This window comes from Pseudomonas sp. Z1-29, from assembly GCF_051131995.1.
GTDB lineage: Bacteria > Pseudomonadota > Gammaproteobacteria > Pseudomonadales > Pseudomonadaceae > Aquipseudomonas.
Map to the genome: position 1 here is coordinate 506105 of NZ_CP071645.1, position 18199 is coordinate 524303.

At 62.1% G+C, this 18199-nt stretch carries 13 protein-coding genes; 3 read left to right on the forward strand and 10 right to left on the reverse strand.

From position 1 onward, the window contains the following. Window positions 1-230: 230 nt before the first annotated feature. The 6 genes from mdtD to betI all read right to left on the reverse strand — a co-directional run bounded on the left by mdtD (window position 231) and on the right by betI (window position 9037). Entirely contained in the window at window positions 231-1658 is a 1428-nt protein-coding gene (gene mdtD, locus J3P84_RS02455; RefSeq protein WP_434627494.1) for a multidrug transporter subunit MdtD, read from the reverse strand. 191 nt (window positions 1659-1849) lie between these two features. Beyond that, window positions 1850-3187, reverse strand: coding sequence for a TldD/PmbA family protein (locus J3P84_RS02460; RefSeq protein ID WP_434627497.1), 1338 nt, complete (start codon window positions 3185-3187; stop codon window positions 1850-1852). After that, a complete protein-coding gene (locus J3P84_RS02465; RefSeq protein ID WP_434627500.1) occupies window positions 3187-4629 on the reverse strand; it encodes a TldD/PmbA family protein in 1443 nt (480 codons plus the stop codon). The genes J3P84_RS02460 and J3P84_RS02465 overlap by 1 nt, the downstream gene beginning before the upstream one ends. Window positions 4630-5019: 390 nt before the next feature. Beyond that, window positions 5020-6723, reverse strand: a complete 1704-nt coding sequence (gene betA / locus J3P84_RS02470; protein WP_434627503.1) for a choline dehydrogenase — start codon at window positions 6721-6723, stop codon at window positions 5020-5022. Window positions 6724-6864: 141 nt separating this feature from the next. Then, window positions 6865-8337: a betaine-aldehyde dehydrogenase gene (gene betB / locus J3P84_RS02475; protein WP_434627506.1), complete on the reverse strand. Its 1473-nt coding sequence runs from the start codon at window positions 8335-8337 to the stop codon at window positions 6865-6867. Window positions 8338-8416: 79 nt separating this feature from the next. Continuing rightward, complete coding sequence (betI, locus tag J3P84_RS02480) at window positions 8417-9037, reverse strand: transcriptional regulator BetI (protein WP_305498277.1); 621 nt, start codon at window positions 9035-9037, stop codon at window positions 8417-8419. 366 nt (window positions 9038-9403) lie between these two features. On the opposite strand from betI, the gene J3P84_RS02485 reads away from it, so the two are divergent. Next, window positions 9404-10939 carry a BCCT family transporter gene (locus J3P84_RS02485; RefSeq protein ID WP_434631138.1) on the forward strand — a complete coding sequence of 512 codons (1536 nt, stop codon included), beginning with the start codon at window positions 9404-9406 and terminating at the stop codon, window positions 10937-10939. A 233-nt stretch (window positions 10940-11172) separates the two neighbouring features. On the opposite strand, the gene choV is transcribed toward J3P84_RS02485, so the two are convergent. The 3 genes from choV to J3P84_RS02500 form a co-directional block, all read right to left on the reverse strand. Beyond that, window positions 11173-12351: a choline ABC transporter ATP-binding protein gene (choV, locus tag J3P84_RS02490; RefSeq protein ID WP_434602082.1), complete on the reverse strand. Its 1179-nt coding sequence runs from the start codon at window positions 12349-12351 to the stop codon at window positions 11173-11175. Next, window positions 12348-13193 (reverse strand): choline ABC transporter permease subunit, encoded by an 846-nt coding sequence (choW, locus tag J3P84_RS02495; protein ID WP_434627510.1) that lies wholly within the window; start codon window positions 13191-13193, stop codon window positions 12348-12350. The genes choV and choW overlap by 4 nt, the downstream gene beginning before the upstream one ends. Window positions 13194-13258: 65 nt before the next feature. Beyond that, the gene (locus tag J3P84_RS02500; protein ID WP_434627513.1) at window positions 13259-14206 is read right to left on the reverse strand and encodes a choline ABC transporter substrate-binding protein; all 948 of its coding nucleotides are present in this window, start codon (window positions 14204-14206) and stop codon (window positions 13259-13261) included. A gap of 434 nt (window positions 14207-14640) precedes the next feature. On the opposite strand from J3P84_RS02500, the gene J3P84_RS02505 reads away from it, so the two are divergent. Then, on the forward strand, window positions 14641-16017 hold the full coding sequence (locus tag J3P84_RS02505) for an L-serine ammonia-lyase (protein WP_434571282.1): 1377 nt from the start codon (window positions 14641-14643) through the stop codon (window positions 16015-16017). Between the two features lie 573 nt (window positions 16018-16590). Next, complete coding sequence (locus tag J3P84_RS02510) at window positions 16591-17694, forward strand: GlxA family transcriptional regulator (RefSeq protein ID WP_003177576.1); 1104 nt, start codon at window positions 16591-16593, stop codon at window positions 17692-17694. Between the two features lie 94 nt (window positions 17695-17788). On the opposite strand, the gene J3P84_RS02515 is transcribed toward J3P84_RS02510, so the two are convergent. Continuing rightward, window positions 17789-18052 carry a hypothetical protein gene (locus J3P84_RS02515; protein WP_434627516.1) on the reverse strand — a complete coding sequence of 88 codons (264 nt, stop codon included), beginning with the start codon at window positions 18050-18052 and terminating at the stop codon, window positions 17789-17791. Window positions 18053-18199: the final 147 nt, after the last annotated feature.

Consider the following 18199-nt stretch of genomic DNA (forward strand, 5'->3'; position numbering starts at 1 on the left):
TCGCGCAGTGTAGCAGCCTCGTGCCACTTTCTTCGAAAGTTCTGGACGAGCTGTGGAGGCCAAACCGCAGAACCTGTGGCGAGGGGATTTATCCCCGCTGGGTTGCGAAGCAGCCCTTTGAATGATCACCTCGGTGGATCAGGCAGATTGCATTCAGCCTTTTTTGGGTTGCTGCGCAACCCAGCGGGGATAAATCCCCTCGCCACAAAAGCTACCGACTTCAGTTGGGTCTAATGCTCGATATGCTCATCCGGCCGCTTCACCCGCCGTCCGTCCTGCTTGGACAGCTGGGAGAAAATCGTCGCCGCCAGCATCGCCATGATGCCCACGGTCACGAAGGTCAACTGGAACGCGCCCAGCACCGTGTCCACGCCATCATTGCCGACCTGGGCGGTAAAGCCGCCGAGGAGGGCGCCGGCGCAGGCCACGCCGAGGCTCAGGGACAGTTGCGCGACCACCGACAGCAAGCTGTTGCCGCTGCTGGCGCTGGCGTCGTCCAGGTCGATCAGGGTCACGGTGTTCATCGCGGTGAATTGCAGCGAATTGATCGCCCCCAGCACCGCCAGATGCGCCAGCAGCAGCCAGTACGGCGTGTGTTCGGTGACCAGGCCCATGCTCGCCAGCATCACGCCCAGGGCCAGGGTATTGGCGGTAAGGACGATGCGATAGCCGAAGCGTTCGATCAACGGCCGGGCGACCGATTTGGCGACCATCGCCGCCGCCGCCAGGGGCAGCATGCTCATGCCCGCCTGGGAAGGCGAATAGCCCAGCGCCACTTGCAGCAGCAACGGCACCAGGAACGGCAACGCGCCGCTGCCCAGGCGCGCGAACAGGTTGCCGAGGATGCCCACGGCAAAGGTCCGGGTCTTGAACAGCGACGGCGGGAACAGCGCATTCTCGACGTGCCCGGCCCGCAACCAATAGGCCGCGAGGCAGGCCATGCCGCCGAACAGCAGCAACATCACGCGCAGGTGCGGAAGATGCAGTTCACCCAGGCCTTCCATGGCGATGGTGATCAACACCATCGCCGCGCCAAACAGCAGGAACCCCAGCCCATCGAACCGCGTGCGCTCGCTGCCGCGCAGGTCCGGAATGAATTTCCAGACGGCATAGCAGCCGATTACCCCCACCGGCAGGTTGATGATGAAAATCCAGTGCCACGTCAGGTACTCGACCATCCAGCCACCCATGGTCGGGCCGATCAGCGGGCCGAGCAGGCCGGGGATGGTGATGAAACCCATGATCCGCACCAGCTCCGAACGCGGGTACGCCCGTAGAACTACCAGCCTGCCCACCGGCAGCATCAGCGCGCCACCCAGGCCCTGGACGACCCGGGCGCCGATCAGCATGCTCAACGAATTGGACAACGCGCACAGCAACGAGCCGAAGCTGAACAGCAGGATCGCGCCGAAGAAAATCTTTTTGGTGCCAAAGCGGTCGGCGATCCAGCCCGAGGCCGGGATCAGCAGGGCCACCGTGAGCATGTAGGCGATGATCACGCCTTGCATGCGCAGCGGGTTCTCCGCCAGGTCGCTGGCCATGGCAGGCAGGGCAGTGTTGAGGATGGTCCCGTCCAGGGACTGCATGAAGAAAGCGATTGCCACGACCCACGGAAGCCAGCGGGCGGTGACGGCGTCGAGCGGGGCGCGGTTGGGCATGGGACCTCTTGTGTGAAAAGTGAACAATTTCCTGTGGCGAAAACGCTTTTGTGGCGAGGGAGCTTGCTCCCGCTGGGGTGCGGAGCACCCCCAAGCCGGTGAACACGGTGTGCCTGAAATATCGCGCCGCCTGGGTTGCGACTGCTTCGCAGCCGAGCGGGAGCAAGCTCCCTCGCCACGGGATCTGCGAGTTATAGCGTCAGCGTGAGCCTCTTCACCAACGCCCCCGGCAGCAGCATCGAAGCCGTGGCCCGCTGGCTGTAGGTACTGGCCGAAAGCAGAAGTTCCCGCTCCCGCGTCAGGCCTTCGAGTTGCGAGCCGAGCAGGCTGTAGACGCTGTCGTCGAAACGCATGGTGCTCACCGGTGCCTGGATCTGGCCATCCTCGACCCAGAACGTGGCGAAACGGGTCATGCCGGTCAGGCGCGCCGCCGGTTGGTCCGAGTAGTTCAGGTACCAGAGGTTGCTGATGTACAAGCCGGTGCCGAGTTCTTCGAGAACGTGCCTTAGCGCCAGATGACCCTCTTTCATTTCCAGCGCGGTAGGGTATTCATAGCTGCTGGCGCCGTTGGCGGTAAGACCGTATTCGGCGGCGCTGCGGGAGTTGACCAGCCGTGCGTTGGCCGTGCCCTTGGCAATCAGCCCGAGGTCATCGCGAGGATAACCTTCGTCGGAAAATGCCGGGCTCAGGGAGCCGCTGACCTGCTCCGTCAACCACACGTTGGGGCTGAAGTGGGCTTCGCCGGCGTAGAACTTCTGCAGCGGGCTTTGCTTGCTGGCGATTGCACGGGCCGAGAACCCGCCCCAACTGAGCATGCCCATGATTTCTTCCAGCGCGGCTGGCGCCAGGTAGGCGCGGTATTCCCCGGGCGGCAGCGTGCGCAGCGGTCGGCCGAGAAATTGCAGTTGTTCGCGTGCCTGCTCGAAACGTTGGGCGAACCCTTCGCTGCTCCAGGCGTGGCCTGCATAGCTGGCCTTAACGGCCTGGCCGTTCTCATGGAACAAGCTGAAGTCGAAATTGAAACTGTTGGCCTGATGCCAGCCGAAGGCACCCGAGGAACTGGCGAAGCCCCGGCTGATCGGCCCGGCTGCATAGAACCCCACCAGGTCCAGGCCTTCTGCGGCGCGGGTGATTTCGCCGACCGCCTGCTCCGTCTCGGGCAATGGGTGATCCTGCACATTGTTGCTCTGCCAGTGGTTGTGGTTGAGCAGCAGGTAGGGATCGGCGGGCAGCAACGGCAACGTCTCGCGCAACTGTTGCAACCCTTCGCTCAGGCGTTGCAGATCGGTCTGGGTGTCGCCGGACAAGGTGATCTGCAAGTCGGCATGGCGGCCGTCGTTGATCAGTTTGAGGTTGATATTGGCCTGTTGGACCTGCCCGGCCTGGCGAACCTTGCCGTGGTTGTAGCGCACGAAAGCCGAAGACTCGGCGGCATAGCCGAGGGTGAACTGTTCGGGCTCACGCAAGGCATCGCGCAGCCAATCGACCAACGCCTTGAACGCCCCGGCCTCATTAGTGACGGTGCTCATCAGGCATCTCCCCCAAATACGTCAACGTTGCTGAACACGCAGGCCGGCGAAGCATGGCCGACGCGGATGACCTGGTTCGGTTCACCCTTGCCACAGTTCGGCGTGCCGAGGACCTGGGAAGTGCTGGCGTCGCCCACGGCCCTCAAGCTTTTCCAGAACTGCGCGGAAATGCCCCGGTAGTTCGGATTTTTCACCACGCCCTTGAGCTCGCCGTCTTCGATCAACTGGCCCCATTCGCAGCCAAACTGGAATTTGTTACGGGCGTCATCGATGGACCAGGAGCGGTTGGTGCGCATCAGCACGCCGTGCTCGATGCCTTGGATCAGTTGCTCCAGGGGTTGGTCGCCGGGCTCGATGTTCAGGTTTGCCATGCGGTCGATGGGCGGACGATTCCAACTGCAGGCGCGGCTGTTGGCGACCCCGTCGAGGCCGGCGCGGAACTGCGACAGCGCACCGCCCAGGGGGCGCAACAGCAAGCCTTCGCGGATCAGGAACTGTTTGCTGGCAGCGCTGCCGTCGTCGTCATGGCTGTAGCTGGCCAGTTCTTCCGGGATGTCCGGGTCGAACGTCACGTTCAGCAGGTTGGAGCCGTATTGCAGGTGTCCGAAATCGCTGGTCTTGACGAAACTGGTGCCGGCGTAATTGCGCTCGTCGCCGAGGATGCGGTCCAGTTCCAGCGGGTGACCGATGGATTCGTGGATCTGCAGCATCATCTGGTCTGGCATCAGCAACAGGTCGCATGGGCCTTGCGGGGTGTTTGGCGCCATCAGCAATTGCAGGGCCTGGTCGGCGATCTTCGGCCCGGCACCGATCAGGCCGCAGCGGTTGATCACATCGAAGCCGCCCTGCTGACCGAAGTTCTCGCGGCCCAGGGTGCGCGTCTGGCTGTCGTGCCCGTCGAAGGCGGTGACGTCCAGGGCCGGGTAGATGAAGCGCTGGGCCTGGCGCAGTTCGGCACCGGCGCTGTTGAGGTAGATCTGCTCGACCTGGGTCAGGCCGATGCTGGCCTGCCAGTTCACCAGGCGCTCGTCCGTCGGCACCGCTGCCGATTCGTCGCCGAGCAGTTGGTAACAATCGCTCAGTGGAGGGAACGCCTGGTCGAAATGCGGTGAGAAATAATCGGCGCGGTCGCTGGAGACCGGCTGCTCGCGCAAGTCGAGCAAAGCGTGGGGCTTGAGCCGGCGGGCCTGTTGCTCGGCGCGTTCGAGCGCCGCTTGCAGGCCGGCCTGGGACAAATCGTTGGTGGCCGCATAGGCTTCGACGCCATTGACCCGCACGGTGAGCATCGCACCTTCGTCGCGGCTCAGGCTGGGCGGCTCGGCGACATTCTTGCGCACCGACAGGTGCTGACCGGACTCTCGGACGTAACGCAGGGAAAAGAATTCAGCGCCCGTGCGCAATGCAGCAAACCGCTGCTTGAGCTGGGGATGGAAATCGAACATGAAACCTCCTTGTCTGGAGTGACGATGCAGCGAGGTGCGGCGCGTTGACGCGGGCGGCTCTAGAGTAGGCCTGGGGTGGGGGAGGGATCAAGGCAGATGGATATTTGCGTTGGCAGGTCGGACGCCATCGTCGGATCGCCGCCCGGAGCAAGCTCGCTCCCACATTGGGATCTTCAGTGGGCATAAAACCTGCGTCAACCGCCGGGCTCCTGTGGGAGCGAGCTTGCTCGCGATGACGGTGTGTCAGCCAGCCAGATGCTGGATGTGCTGGCCTCTTCGCGAGCAGGCTCGCTCCCACAGTGGGATCGTTGTGGATACAAAACCTGTGTCCGCCTTGGAACCGGTGTGGGAGCGAGCCTGCTCGCGAAGGCCGCGCCGCGGTTATGAGTCTTACTGTGCAGCCGTCGCCACTTCACGCAATGATTTGCCGCGCACCGGCGCATCACCGGCCACGTAGTACGGCGCGGTACTGCGCGGCAGGGGCTTGCGACCGCGGATCCTGTCGGCGATTTTCTCGGCCATCATGATCGTCGGCGCGTTCAGGTTGCCGGTGGTGATGATCGGCATGATCGAGGCATCGACTACCCGCAGGCCTTGCATGCCATGCACACGGCCTTCGTCATCGACCACCGCCATGTCGTCGGTGCCCATCTTGCACGAGCAGGACGGGTGGAACGCGGTTTCGGCGTGCTCGCGGATGAACTGGTCCAGTTGCTCGTCGGTTTGCACTTCGATGCCCGGGCTGATCTCGCGGCCGCGGAACGGGTCGAGCGCCGGCTGTTGCATGATCTCGCGCGTCAGGCGGATGCCATCGCGAAATTCTTGCCAGTCCTGTTCGGTGGCCATGTAGTTGAAGAGGATGCTCGGGTGCTGGCGCGGGTCCTTGGACTTGGCCTGGATACGGCCACGGCTCGGCGAACGCATGGAGCCCATGTGCGCCTGGAAGCCGTGTTCCTTCACGCCATTGCTGCCGTTGTAATTGATCGCCACCGGCAGGAAGTGGTACTGGATGTTCGGCCACTCGAAGTCCGGGCGGGTGCGGATGAAACCGCCGGCCTCGAACTGGTTGCTGGCGCCGATGCCGGTGCCGTTGAACAACCACTCGGCACCAATGGCCGGCTGGTTGTACCAGAGCAGCGACGGGTACAGCGAAACCGGCTGGGTGCAAGCGTATTGCAGGTACAGCTCCAGGTGGTCCTGGAGGTTTTCACCAACGCCCGGCAGGTCGTGGACCACCGGGATGTCGAGGCTTTCGAGCAGTTTTGCCGGACCGACGCCGGAGCGTTGCAGGATCTGCGGCGAAGCGATGGCGCCGGAGCACAGCAGCACTTCCTTGCGGGCTCGGGCCTCGACGCGCTCTTCGGCGGCGCCCACCAGGTAACGCACGCCGACCGCACGCTTGCCTTCGAACAGGATCTTGTCGGTCAGGGCATGGGTGACGATGGTCAGGGTGGAGCGCTTCTTGGCGATGTCCAGGTAACCGCGCGCGGTACTGGCGCGACGGCCATTGGGCGTCACGGTGCGATCCATCGGACCGAAGCCTTCCTGCTGGTAGCCGTTGAGGTCTTCGGTACGTGGATAACCGGCTTGCACGCCGGCTTCGACCATGGCGTGGAACAGCGGGTTGTTGCCGGGCTTGGGCGTGGTCACGCTGACCGGACCGTCGCTGCCGTGGTAGTCGTTCGGGCCGATGTCGCGGGTTTCGGCTTTACGGAAATACGGCAGGCAGTCGAGGTAGGTCCAGTCTTCCAGGCCTGGCAGCTTGGCCCAGTTGTCATAGTCCAGAGCGTTGCCGCGGATGTAGCACATGCCGTTGATCAGCGAAGATCCGCCCAGGCCCTTGCCGCGACCGCACTCCATGCGGCGGCCGTTCATGTGCGGCTCCGGGTCGGTTTCGTAGGCCCAGTTGTAGCGCCGGCCTTGCAGCGGGAACGCCAGGGCGGCGGGCATTTGCGTGCGGAAGTCCAGGCGATAGTCCGGGCCGCCGGCTTCGAGCAGCAGCACGGTGACGCCTTCGTCTTCGGTCAGGCGGGTGGCCAGGGTGTTACCGGCCGAGCCGGCACCGATGATGATGTAATCGAATTCTTGGGACATGAAATGCACCCTCTTTTGAATTGGGTTCAGGCCTGGCGAGTGCTTCGCACTCGATCGCGAGCAAGCTCGCTCCCACATTGGAATGGGAACTCCTGTGGGAGCGAGCTTGCTCGCGATGGCGGCCGCAGAGGCGACGCAGGTTTAGAACACCGACGTGTAATCGCCCATTTCGACCTGTACCGATTTGATGCGCGTGTAGTTGGTCAGCGAGCTGATGCCGTTCTCGCGGCCCACGCCCGATTGCTTGTAGCCACCGACCGGCATTTCCGCCGCCGATTCGCCCCAGGCGTTGATCCAGCAGATGCCTGCTTCGAGCTGATGGATCACGCGGTGGGCGCGGTTCAGGTCGCGGGTCACGACGCCGGCGGCCAGGCCGAAGTCAGTATCGTTGGCGCGGCGGATCACTTCTTCTTCGGTGTCGTAGGTGAGGATGCTCATCACCGGGCCGAAGATTTCTTCACGCACGATGGTCATGTCATCGGTGCAATCGGTGAATACGGTCGGTGCGACGAATGCGCCCTTGGCCAGATCGCCCTCGGTCAGGCGACCGCCGCCACACAACAGGCGCGCGCCCTCGGCCTTGCCCTTCTCGATGTAGCCCAGCACGCTTTCCATGTGGGCGAAGCTCACCAGCGGGCCGAAGTTGGTGTTTTCGTCTTCCGGATTGCCGATGCGGATGCGCGCCACGCGTTCGGCGATCTTGGCTTCGAACGCTGCCTTCAGATGGCTCGGCACGAACACGCGGGTGCCGTTGGTGCAGACCTGGCCGGAGCTGTAGAAGTTGGCCATCATCGCGGTGTCGGCGGCGCGATCCAGGTCGGCGTCGTCGAAGATGATCAGCGGCGACTTACCGCCCAGCTCCATGGTCACGTCCTTGAGCGAAGAACTCGAAGCGCTGGCCATGACTTTCTTGCCGGTGTCGGTGCCGCCGGTGAAGGAGATTTTCTCGATGCGCGGGTGCTCGGTCAGCCAGGTGCCGACTTCCCGGCCACTGCCGGTCAGCACGTTGAACACGCCCGCTGGAACACCGGCCTCGGTGTAGATCTCGGCCAGTTTCAGGGTGGTCAGCGAGGTCACTTCGCTGGGCTTGAAGATCATCGCGTTGCCGGCTGCCAGGGCCGGGGCGGACTTCCACAAGGCAATCTGGATCGGGTAGTTCCACGCGCCGATACCAGCGACCACGCCCAGGGGCTCGCGACGGGTATAGATGAACGAAGTGCTGCGCAGCGGAACCTGCTCGCCTTCGATGGCGGGCACCAGGCCGGCGTAATATTCCAGCACGTCGGCACCAGTGACGATGTCGACGTATTTGGTTTCGGAGAAGGATTTGCCGGTGTCCAGGGTTTCCAAGGCGGCCAGTTCATCGTTGCGTTCGCGCAGGATGTCGACGGCGCGGCGCAGGATGCGCGAGCGCTGCATGGCGGTCATCGCGGCCCAGATTTTCTGGCCCTTTTCGGCGCTGACCACGGCGCGCTCGACGTCCTCGAACGTCGCGCGCTGCACCAGGGCGAGTACTTCACCGTTGGCCGGGTTGATGGCTTCGAAAGTGGCGTCGCCGCTGGCATCGCTGTACGCGCCATCGATGTAGAGTTTTTGCAGTTCGAAACGGGCCATAAAGTCCTCGCAAGTGCATGAGTGGTTGGCTGGCCACCGAGCGTGTCGTTTATAGCTGACTACGCGCTGCGGTGACGGTTCAGGAGTCGAGCGGTTCTGTGTGCTCTGGCGCTCCTGCCTTGGCCAGTTGGAAATCCATGTATTCGTAAGCGATCTGGTGTGCCTGGGCGGTATCGAACGCGTCTCCCGACAGCGCCCCGCGCAGCCACAAACCGTCAATCAGAGCGGCCAGGCCCCGTGCCGCGCTGCGTGCCTGGTCAACGGGCAAGACGCGGCGGAACTGGCAACACAGGTTGGAATACAGACGGTGATCGTTGATCCGCTGCAACCTGTGCAATGACGGGTGATGCATGCTGGTGGCCCAGAAGGCCAGCCAGGTTTTCATTGCCGGCCCGTTGACCTGGCTGGCGTCGAAATTGCCTTCGATGATCACCTTCAGGTGAGCTCGCGGGCTTGGATCCGTCAGCGCTTGACGCCGCGCGGTGACGTTCTCGCTCAAGACACTCATCAGGTACTGGGCCGTGGCCGCGATCAGGCCATTCTTGTCCTGAAAGTAGTGACTGATGATGCCGTTCGAAACGCCGGCCAAACGGGCGATCAGCGCAATGCTGGCGTCCCCCATTCCGACTTGGTCGACAGCCTGCAAAGTGGCTTCGATCAACTGCTGGCGGCGGATGGGTTGCATACCGACCTTGGGCATCTGCACATCTCCTTAGGCCATCGGGCGGACGAGTCTTCGCCTGCCTTCATGAGGGCCAGTCTATTTTGTTTTGATTGAACGTTCAATCAACAAAGAATAAGCTCTGCGACAAATCGTCGCGATTTACGAAATTTCCTACGCGTAAACGGCGTAAATAAACGGACATCAAGGGCCCTCACACCCGCGCATCGCGGGGGCAAGGGCTTCCAGGGTGTCTTTATAACACCCGCCGGTCGGCTGCCAACTCATCGATCGGGCGGGTATTGCGTTGCCTAGTCCTTCTCTCGCACTGCCTGGAGCATCCGTGCAATGAGTTCTGCCTTGCTAATAAAGACCCCGCCGCAGAAGGTGACGGTCAACGGTTGGGTGTTCTACACCTCCACCGCGCTGATTCTGTTGTTGACGGCCACCCTGATCATCGCCCCGCAGGAGGCCGGCCGGTTGCTCGGCATTGCCCAGGCGTGGCTATCGCGCAGCTTCGGCTGGTACTACATGGTGGTCATCGCCGCTTACCTGGTCTTTGTGGTCGGCCTGGCGTTTTCTTCCTATGGCAAGCTCAAGCTGGGCAGCAAGGACGACACGCCGGACTTCAGTTATGGCGCCTGGGCCGGGATGCTGTTTTCCTCGGGCATCGGCATTTCGCTGTTGTACTTTGGCGCATCCGAGCCACTGGACCATTTTTTCAACCCGCCCGAAGGCGTCGCCGGTAGCAACCAGGCTGCGCGCCAGGCGGTGCAGCTGACGTTTTTGCATTGGGGTCTGCACGGCTGGGCGATCTACGCCCTTGTGGGCCTGGCCGTGGCCTATTTCGCCTACCGGCACAACCAGCCGCTGGCGCTGCGTTCGGCCTTGTATCCGCTGATGGGCGAACGCTGGGTCAAGGGCGCGGCCGGTCATGCGGTGGATGGCTTCGGCATGTTCGTGACGTTGCTGGGGCTGGTGACCAACCTGGGGATCGGTTCGCTGCAAGTCGCCTCCGGGCTGGAAAACCTGTTCGGCATGGAGCACAGCAACACCAACCTGCTGATCGTGATCATCGTGATGAGCAGCGTGGCGACCATCGCCGCCGTGTCCGGCGTGGAGAACGGCATCCGCCGGCTATCCAACCTGAACATCGTGCTGTTCAGCGGTTTGCTGATCTTCGTCTTGCTGTGCGGGCCCACGCTGCACTTGCTCAACGGCTTCGTGCAGAACATTGGTGACTACCTCAATGGCGTTGTGCTCAAGACGTTCGACCTGTACGTGTATGCGGACGACAACGCCAAGTCGGGCCGCTGGATGGGCCTGTGGACGCTGTTCTACTGGGCCTGGTGGATTTCCTGGGCGCCATTTGTCGGCATGTTCATCGCGCGGATTTCCCGTGGCCGCACCGTGCGCGAGCTGGTGGCCGGTGTGCTGCTGATTCCCCTGGGCTTCACGCTGGCCTGGCTGTCGATCTTCGGTAACTCGGCGCTGGATCTGGTGATGAACCACGGTGCGGTGGAGCTGGGCAAGACCGCACTGACGCAGCCGTCGATGTCGATCTATCAGCTGTTGGAATATTACCCGGCGTCGAAAGTGGTGATCGGCGTGTCGATCTTTGTCGGTTTTGTGCTGTTCCTGACTCCGGCGGACTCCGGCGCGGTGATGATGGCCAATCTCTCGTGCACGGGCGGCAATGTCGATGAAGATGCCCCCCACTGGTTGCGGATCTTCTGGTCGGTGGTGATCACGCTGGTGACCATCGGCCTGCTGTTCGCCGGTAACTTCGAAGCCATGCAAACCATGGTCGTGCTGGCCGGGCTGCCGTTCTCGGTGGTGCTGGTATTCTTCATGTTCGGCCTGCACAAGGCCATGCGCGAGGATGTGCGGGTTGAGCAGGAGCGGGCGGAGTTGGCGGGGGTGGGGCGGGTCTATAACTGACCCCGTTCGATAGTTGTAAACACTGTTGTGGCGAGGGGATTTATCCCCGCTGGGCTGCGAAGCGGCCCCAATAGCAGCGACTCAATCTGATTTGACACTCCGAGTTGCCTGGCTCTGGGAGTGCTTCGCACTCCAGCGGGGATAAATCCCCTCACCACAAGAGCGTTTCAATTCTTGTTCCTGCACAAACAAAAACGCCGCGATCATCTCGCGGCGTTTTTGTGTGCCCGGACTCAGCCCAGGTTCTTGCCTAGCAGCGCGTGGTACAGCTCGCTGTCGCCGAGGATCCCGACGACCTTCTGGTTATCGTGGAGCACCAGCTTGTTGCCGGTCTGGTAGCGGATCTGCAAGGCGTCGCGCATGCCGATGCTGGAGTCCACCAGAGTCGGACGGCGGCCGAGGCCCTCGACGGCCTGGCCCGGTGCCCAGTTTTGCAAGTCCAGCGCGGCGCCGTTCTGGCGGGCGCCCTTGATGGTGTTGCCTTCGGCCAGGTCGAGCCAGGAATCGCCGCCCGGGTCCAGGCACACGGAACCGTTGATGCGCTTGCAGTTGTCCAGGGTGCGCATCAGGCTGCGGCCGCAGAGCACGTTGAGCGGGTTGGTATGGGCGACAAAGGTGCGCACATAGTCATCCGCCGGGTTCAGCACGATCTGTTCCGGCTTGCTGTACTGGATGATGCGGCCGTCTTTCATGATCGCGATGCGGCTGCCCAGTTTCAGGGCCTCGTCGAGGTCATGGCTGACGAATACGATGGTCTTGCTCAGCTTGCGCTGCAGCTCCAGCAGTTCGTCCTGCAGGCCTTGGCGGATCAGCGGGTCGAGGGCCGAGAAGGGTTCGTCCATGAGCAGGATATCGGCGTCCATCGCCAGGGCGCGGGCCAGGCCGACCCGTTGTTGCATGCCGCCGGACAGCTCGTCGGGCTTCTTGTTGCGCCACTGGGTCAGGCCCACCAGCTCCAGCTTTTCATCCACCAGCTTCTTGCGTTCCTTCTCCGGGCGGCCCTGCATTTCCAGGCCGAAGCTGATGTTCTCGCGCACTGTCAGCCAGGGCATCAGGGCAAATTTCTGGAAGACCATGGCGATGCGCTTGGTGCGCATCATCTTCAACTCGGCGGGGGTGCAGGAGGCGATGTCGATCTGGCGGCCTTCGTGTTCGACGAACAATTTGCCGCGACTCACTGTGTTCAAGCCGTTGATGCAGCGCAGCAGGCTCGACTTGCCGGAGCCGGAGAGGCCCATCAGTACGCAGATCTCGCCTTTTTCGACATCCAGGCTGGCCTTTTCCACGCCGACGATCTGCCCGGTCTGCTTCAGGATTTCGTTGCGGGTCATGCCCTTGTCGAGCAGCTTGAGGGCTTCGCGTGGATCTTTGGAGAAGATCACGTCGACCTCTTCGAAGCGGATTATGCTCATGCGTCACCCCCTACTTTGGCGTCGGGTTGTTTGCAGATTCGGTCGAGCATGATCGCCAGCAATACGATCGCCAGGCCGGCTTCGAAGCCCAGGGCGATATCGGCGGTGTTCAGTGCGTTGACCACGGGTTTGCCCAGGCCGTCGGCACCGACCAGCGCCGCGATGACCACCATCGACAGCGACAGCATGATGCATTGGGTGATACCGGCGGCGATGCTCGGCATGGCATGGGGCAATTCAATGCGTGAGAGGAGTTGGCGACGAGAGCAGCCGAAGGCTTTGCCGGCGTCCATCAGTTCGTCGGGAACGTCGCGGATGCCCAGGTAGGTGAGGCGGATGGGCGCGGCAATCGCGAACACCACCGTGGAGATCAGGCCCGGGACCACACCCAGACCGAAGAGGGTCAGGGTAGGAATGAGGTAGACGAAGGTCGGTACGGTCTGCATCAGATCGAGCACCGGACGCATCATGGTGTAGAACATCGGCTTGTGCGCGGCAACAATGCCCAGCGGCACGCCGATCAGCACGCAGACCAGGGTCGCGAACAGCACCTGGGCGAGGGTTTCCATGGTTTCCTGCCAGTAACCCAGGTTGAGGATCAGCAGGAACGAGGCGATGACAAAAACGGTCAGGCCCCATTTGCGCTGGATAAAATGCGCCAGCAGGGCAATGAGGCCGATCAGGGCCAGGGGATTGAACCAGGTCAGCGCAAACGTCACACCGTGAATCATCGTTTCCAGAAACATCGCGATGGCATCGAAAGTGTTGGCGCCGTTTTGCGTCAACCATTCGACAAAGCCCGCGGTGTACTGGCCCAAGGGTATTTTCTGATCAATAAGCATGGTAGTGAACTTCCGCATGCAAGGAATAAACAGCCCGGGCGAGTGAACTCGCCCGGCATAAGCTTTTACTGCGCGAGCTTGGCTTTCACGGCCTCCAGGCCAGGTTTACCGTCAATGGTGGTGACGCCGGCGAGCCAGGTGTCGAGCACCTGTGGGTTTTTCTTCAGCCAGGCCTTGGCGGCGGCTTCAGGCTTCATCTTGTCGTCCAGCACGTTGCCCATCAGCGTGCTTTCCATGTCGAGGGTGAAGACCAGGTTTTTCAGCAGTTGGCCGACGTTGCCGCATTCCTGGGCATAGCCCTTGCGCGTGTTGGTGTAGATGGTCGCCTGGCCGAAGTTCGGACCGAAGAATTCATCGCCACCGGTGAGGTATTTCATCTTGAAGCGGGTGTTCATCGGGTGCGGTTCCCAGCCCAGGAACACCACGGCGGTGTTACGGCGCTGGGCGCGATCGACCTGCGACAGCATGCCGGCTTCGCTGGATTCGACCACCTTGAAGCCAGCGTCCTTGAGACCGAAGGCGTTCTTGTCGATCATGCTCTGGATCAAGCGGTTGCCGTCGTTGCCCGGTTCGATGCCGTAGATCTTGCCGTCCAGTTCCTTCTTGAACTTGGCGATGTCGGCGAAATCCTTCAGACCCTTTTCATACAGCTCTTCGGGGACGGCCAGGGTGTACTTGGCGTTCTCGAGGTTGGCGCGCAGGGTTTCCACGGTGCCGGCTTCGCGGTAGGCCTTGATGTCGTTTTCCATGGTCGGCATCCAGTTGCCAAGGAAAACGTCCATGTTCTTGCCGTCGGCCAGGGATTTGTAGGTCACTGGTACGGAGATCATGGTGGTCTTGGTCTTGTAGCCGAGGGCGTCGAGCACGACGCTGGTGGTAGCGGTGGTAACGGTGATGTCGGTCCAGCCGACATCGGAGAAGTTGACGGTGCTGCACTGAGCGGGCTCTGCAGCGTTGGCCAGCATCGGAAGACTCAGCATGGCGGCCAACAACAACGGCTTGGAACCTTTCATGGGTGGACTCCTGGTGTTTTATCGGCAGTGTCCGGTCGGGGACAACCGCGCTTTTTTGCTTTTTTAATGTTGCGGTTGGTGGCGCGTGGGCACCCTGGGTGACACGCGGCCTTGCAAACGAGCCGTAACCGATCATGTACCAGTGCAAATCCGACGCCTACAGGGTGCGTCGTATCCAGTACAGGGAGGGTCGCATCCAGTGTTGGTGACGTCGTTTACAGATTTTTTCCGCCCCCGGCTGGCTTCTGACACGCAAAAAAACGTCGTAAAACCTGGGCGACAAGGGCGCGGCGCTGCTGGGCATGATTGCGTCGGTGTCAGACGTCGAAAACCGATTCAAAAGCCGGATGATGCGGCCATCCCGGCGTTGAGCGTAGCAGCTCCGCCACCGGGCGCTCCTGCGCCCGGATGTGACCGTTCTGGAGATCCAAGGCATGGCAATCAGCGTGTTCGACCTGTTCAAGATCGGTATCGGCCCGTCCAGTTCCCATACCGTGGGCCCCATGCGCGCCGCGGCGCTGTTCGTTGAAGCACTGCGGGCGAAGGCGTTGCTGCACGATGTGCGCCGGGTCGAGGTGCAGTTGTACGGTTCGCTGTCGGCGACCGGCATCGGCCATGGCAGCGACAACGCCACGATCATGGGCCTGATGGGCGAATGGCCTGACGCGATCGACCCGTCGCAGATCGGCACGCGCATCGAGCTGCTGCGCGAAACCGGGACCTTATTGCTGGATGGGCGTCTGCCGGTGCCTTTTGTCTGGTCGCGCGACATGCGCCTGATCGACGAGAACCTGCCGTTCCACCCTAACGCGATGACCTTGATTGCCGAAGGCGCGAGCGGCGAATTGCACCGCGACACGTACTATTCCATCGGCGGAGGTTTTGTCGTTGACCAGGCCCAGGCTTCCAGCGGCGTGGTGGACCTGGACAGTACCGAACTGCCGTACGATTTTTCCAGCGCCGAAGAACTCCTGGCCCTGTGCCGCACCCACAACCTGCGGGTGGCCGAGTTGATGATGGCGAATGAAAAGGTCTGGCGCTCCGAGGAAGAGATCCGCAGCGGCCTGATGAAACTCTGGCGGGCCATGCAGGATTGTGTTGAGCAAGGCCTCAAGCACGAAGGCATCCTGCCCGGCGGCCTGAACGTGCGGCGGCGGGCGGCCAAGTTGCATCGCAGCCTGCAGGAACTGAACAAACCGAACGTGATCGGCTCGACCTTGAGTGCCATGGAATGGGTCAACCTGTTCGCCCTGGCGGTCAACGAGGAAAATGCCGCCGGCGGGCGCATGGTCACGGCGCCGACCAATGGCGCGGCGGGGATCATTCCGGCGGTGCTGCACTACTTCATGAAATTCAGCGAAGCGGTGACCGACGCCAACGTGGTGGACTATTTCCTCAGCGCAGCGGCGGTGGGGATTTTGTGCAAAAAGAACGCTTCGATCTCCGGCGCCGAAGTCGGCTGCCAGGGCGAAGTCGGCTCGGCCTGCGCCATGGCGGCGGCGGGCCTGGCGGAAATCCTCGGGGCCACGCCGGAGCAATTGTGCAACGCCGCGGAAATCGGCCTGGAGCACAACCTTGGCCTGACGTGCGACCCGGTCGGCGGCCTGGTCCAGGTGCCCTGCATCGAGCGCAACGCGATTGCCGCGGTGAAAGCCATTAACGCCGCGCAAATGGCCCTGCGCGGCGACGGTCAACACTTCATCTCCCTCGACCGGGTGATCCGCACCATGCGCGACACCGGCGCCGACATGCATGACAAATATAAAGAGACATCGCGGGGCGGGTTGGCGGTGAGTGCGGTGGAGTGTTGAACCCAAGCCTGCGCAAACTCATGTGGCGAGGGGATTTATCCCCGTTGGGCTGCGAAGCGGCCCCTGAATCGAGCTCCTCGATGCATCAGAAAAAACGCAGGGGGGCGTTTCGCGACCCAACGGGGATAAATCCCCTCGCCACAAAAGATTGTACAAACCGCTCGTAAAATGAACACCGCTGCAAAAACACGCCACGTTTTGGCGCGTCGCAAACAGACAAGACCTGACTTATCGGTCACGCCATTGTCCGCCGCGCTACCGTCCGTCCCCGCGCTTGCGGTGACATCCGCCGTGCAAGCGGCGCAGCCCAGTTACCACAAGTGCTACCGATCTGCTCACAGCCCACGGTGGCAGGTGCCTGGGGCCGTTGATGGCACTTTCAAACCAGCCCTGACAGGCCCCTTGAATAGACAGGTCGGCATGTCGTTTTCAGGATTTATTGAACGCGCATTCAAATTTAGGCATGGCAATTGCTCTGTCCTAATAAAGCCCCGTCTCACGCAAGAGAATGATGGGCAATAACAAGAGCCTCCGCCTGAGGCCATCACCCGCTTTGTGTGAGGAGATACCGCGATGACGACGTCCAACTCTGGGGCTCAACCCCAGAACCGTGCGCCTCAATCCATCGGCTTTTTGCTGCTGGACAATTTCACGCTGATTTCCCTGGCGTCCGCGGTGGAACCGCTACGCATGGCCAACCAGCTGTCCGGTCGCGAGTTGTATCGCTGGACCACCCTGACCGTCGATGGCGGGCAGGTCTGGGCCAGTGACGGTCTGCAGATCACGCCTGACGCCTCCATGCACAAAGCGCCGGCCCTCGACACCGTCATCGTCTGCGGCGGCATCGGCATCCAGCGCACCGTTACTCGTGAGCATGTCTCCTGGCTGCAAAGCCAGGCCCGGCAGTCCCGTCGCCTCGGCGCGGTCTGCACCGGCAGTTGGGCCCTGGCCTGTGCCGGCCTGCTGGACGGTTTCGATTGCAGCGTGCACTGGGAATGCCTGGCGGCCATGCAGGAAGCCTTCCCGCGGGTGTCGATGAGCACGCGCCTGTTCACCCTCGACCGCAATCGCTTCACCAGTTCCGGCGGCACCGCGCCGCTGGACATGATGCTGCACTTGATCAGCCGCGATCACGGTCGCGAACTATCGGCTGCGATCTCGGAAATGTTTGTCTATGAGCGCATCCGCAACGAGCAGGATCACCAGCGCGTGCCGCTCAAGCACATGCTCGGCACCAACCAGCCGAAGCTGCAGGAAATCGTCGCACTGATGGAGGCCAACCTCGAGGAGCCGATCGACCTGGACGAACTGGCGGTGTATGTCGCCGTGTCCCGACGTCAGCTTGAGCGGCTGTTCCAGAAATACCTGCACTGTTCGCCGTCGCGCTACTACCTCAAGCTGCGGCTGATCCGCGCGCGGCAGCTGCTCAAGCAGACGCCGATGTCGATCATCGAAGTGGCCTCGGTGTGCGGCTTCGTCTCCACCCCGCACTTCTCCAAGTGCTACCGCGAATACTTCGGCATTCCGCCGCGTGACGAACGCGTCGGTTCCAACACTACGCAGCAGGTAGCGATGATGCCGTTGCCGCAGGCCCTGGTGCTGTCGCCATTGTCCGGCCCGCTGTCGGCCTTGAGCCAGGCGCGCAATGAGTCGACGTTTGCCAGTGTGAGGCTCTAAGACCTCAGCGCTTTCATCGCGAGCAAGCTCGCTCCCACAGGATTTGTGAACGACACAGAACCTGTGGGAGCGAGCTTGCTCGCGATTGGTTTTGTCAGCCGCTATGGTTCTGCTGGTATTTCGTCAGCGCTGGCAGCAGTTGCTTGTCGATCGCCTGGCGCACCGCCGGCAGGATGGTCGCGCTGCTGGTGTACATGTCCTTGACCATGCGCCGCAGTTCATTGGCGCGCGCCCGGTCCAGGCCGCGCACCGCGCATTCACAGGCCTGCTCGGCGGTCGCACCGCTGGGTATCTGCAGCCCCAGGGCCTTGAGGTGGCCCAGCAGGTCTTCCTGGTCGATCAAATCGGCGTACATCATGACGCTTTTCCTTGTTCAGGGATTGGGGTCGTGACTGGATTCTGGTAGCCGTCCGAAGCGGCGGCAAGGGCAAATCGTCGATCTGGCCTGAATGACTATGAACGGGTCGTTTTCGGCTAACTCGCCCGCCTCGGGAGTGGGCACACT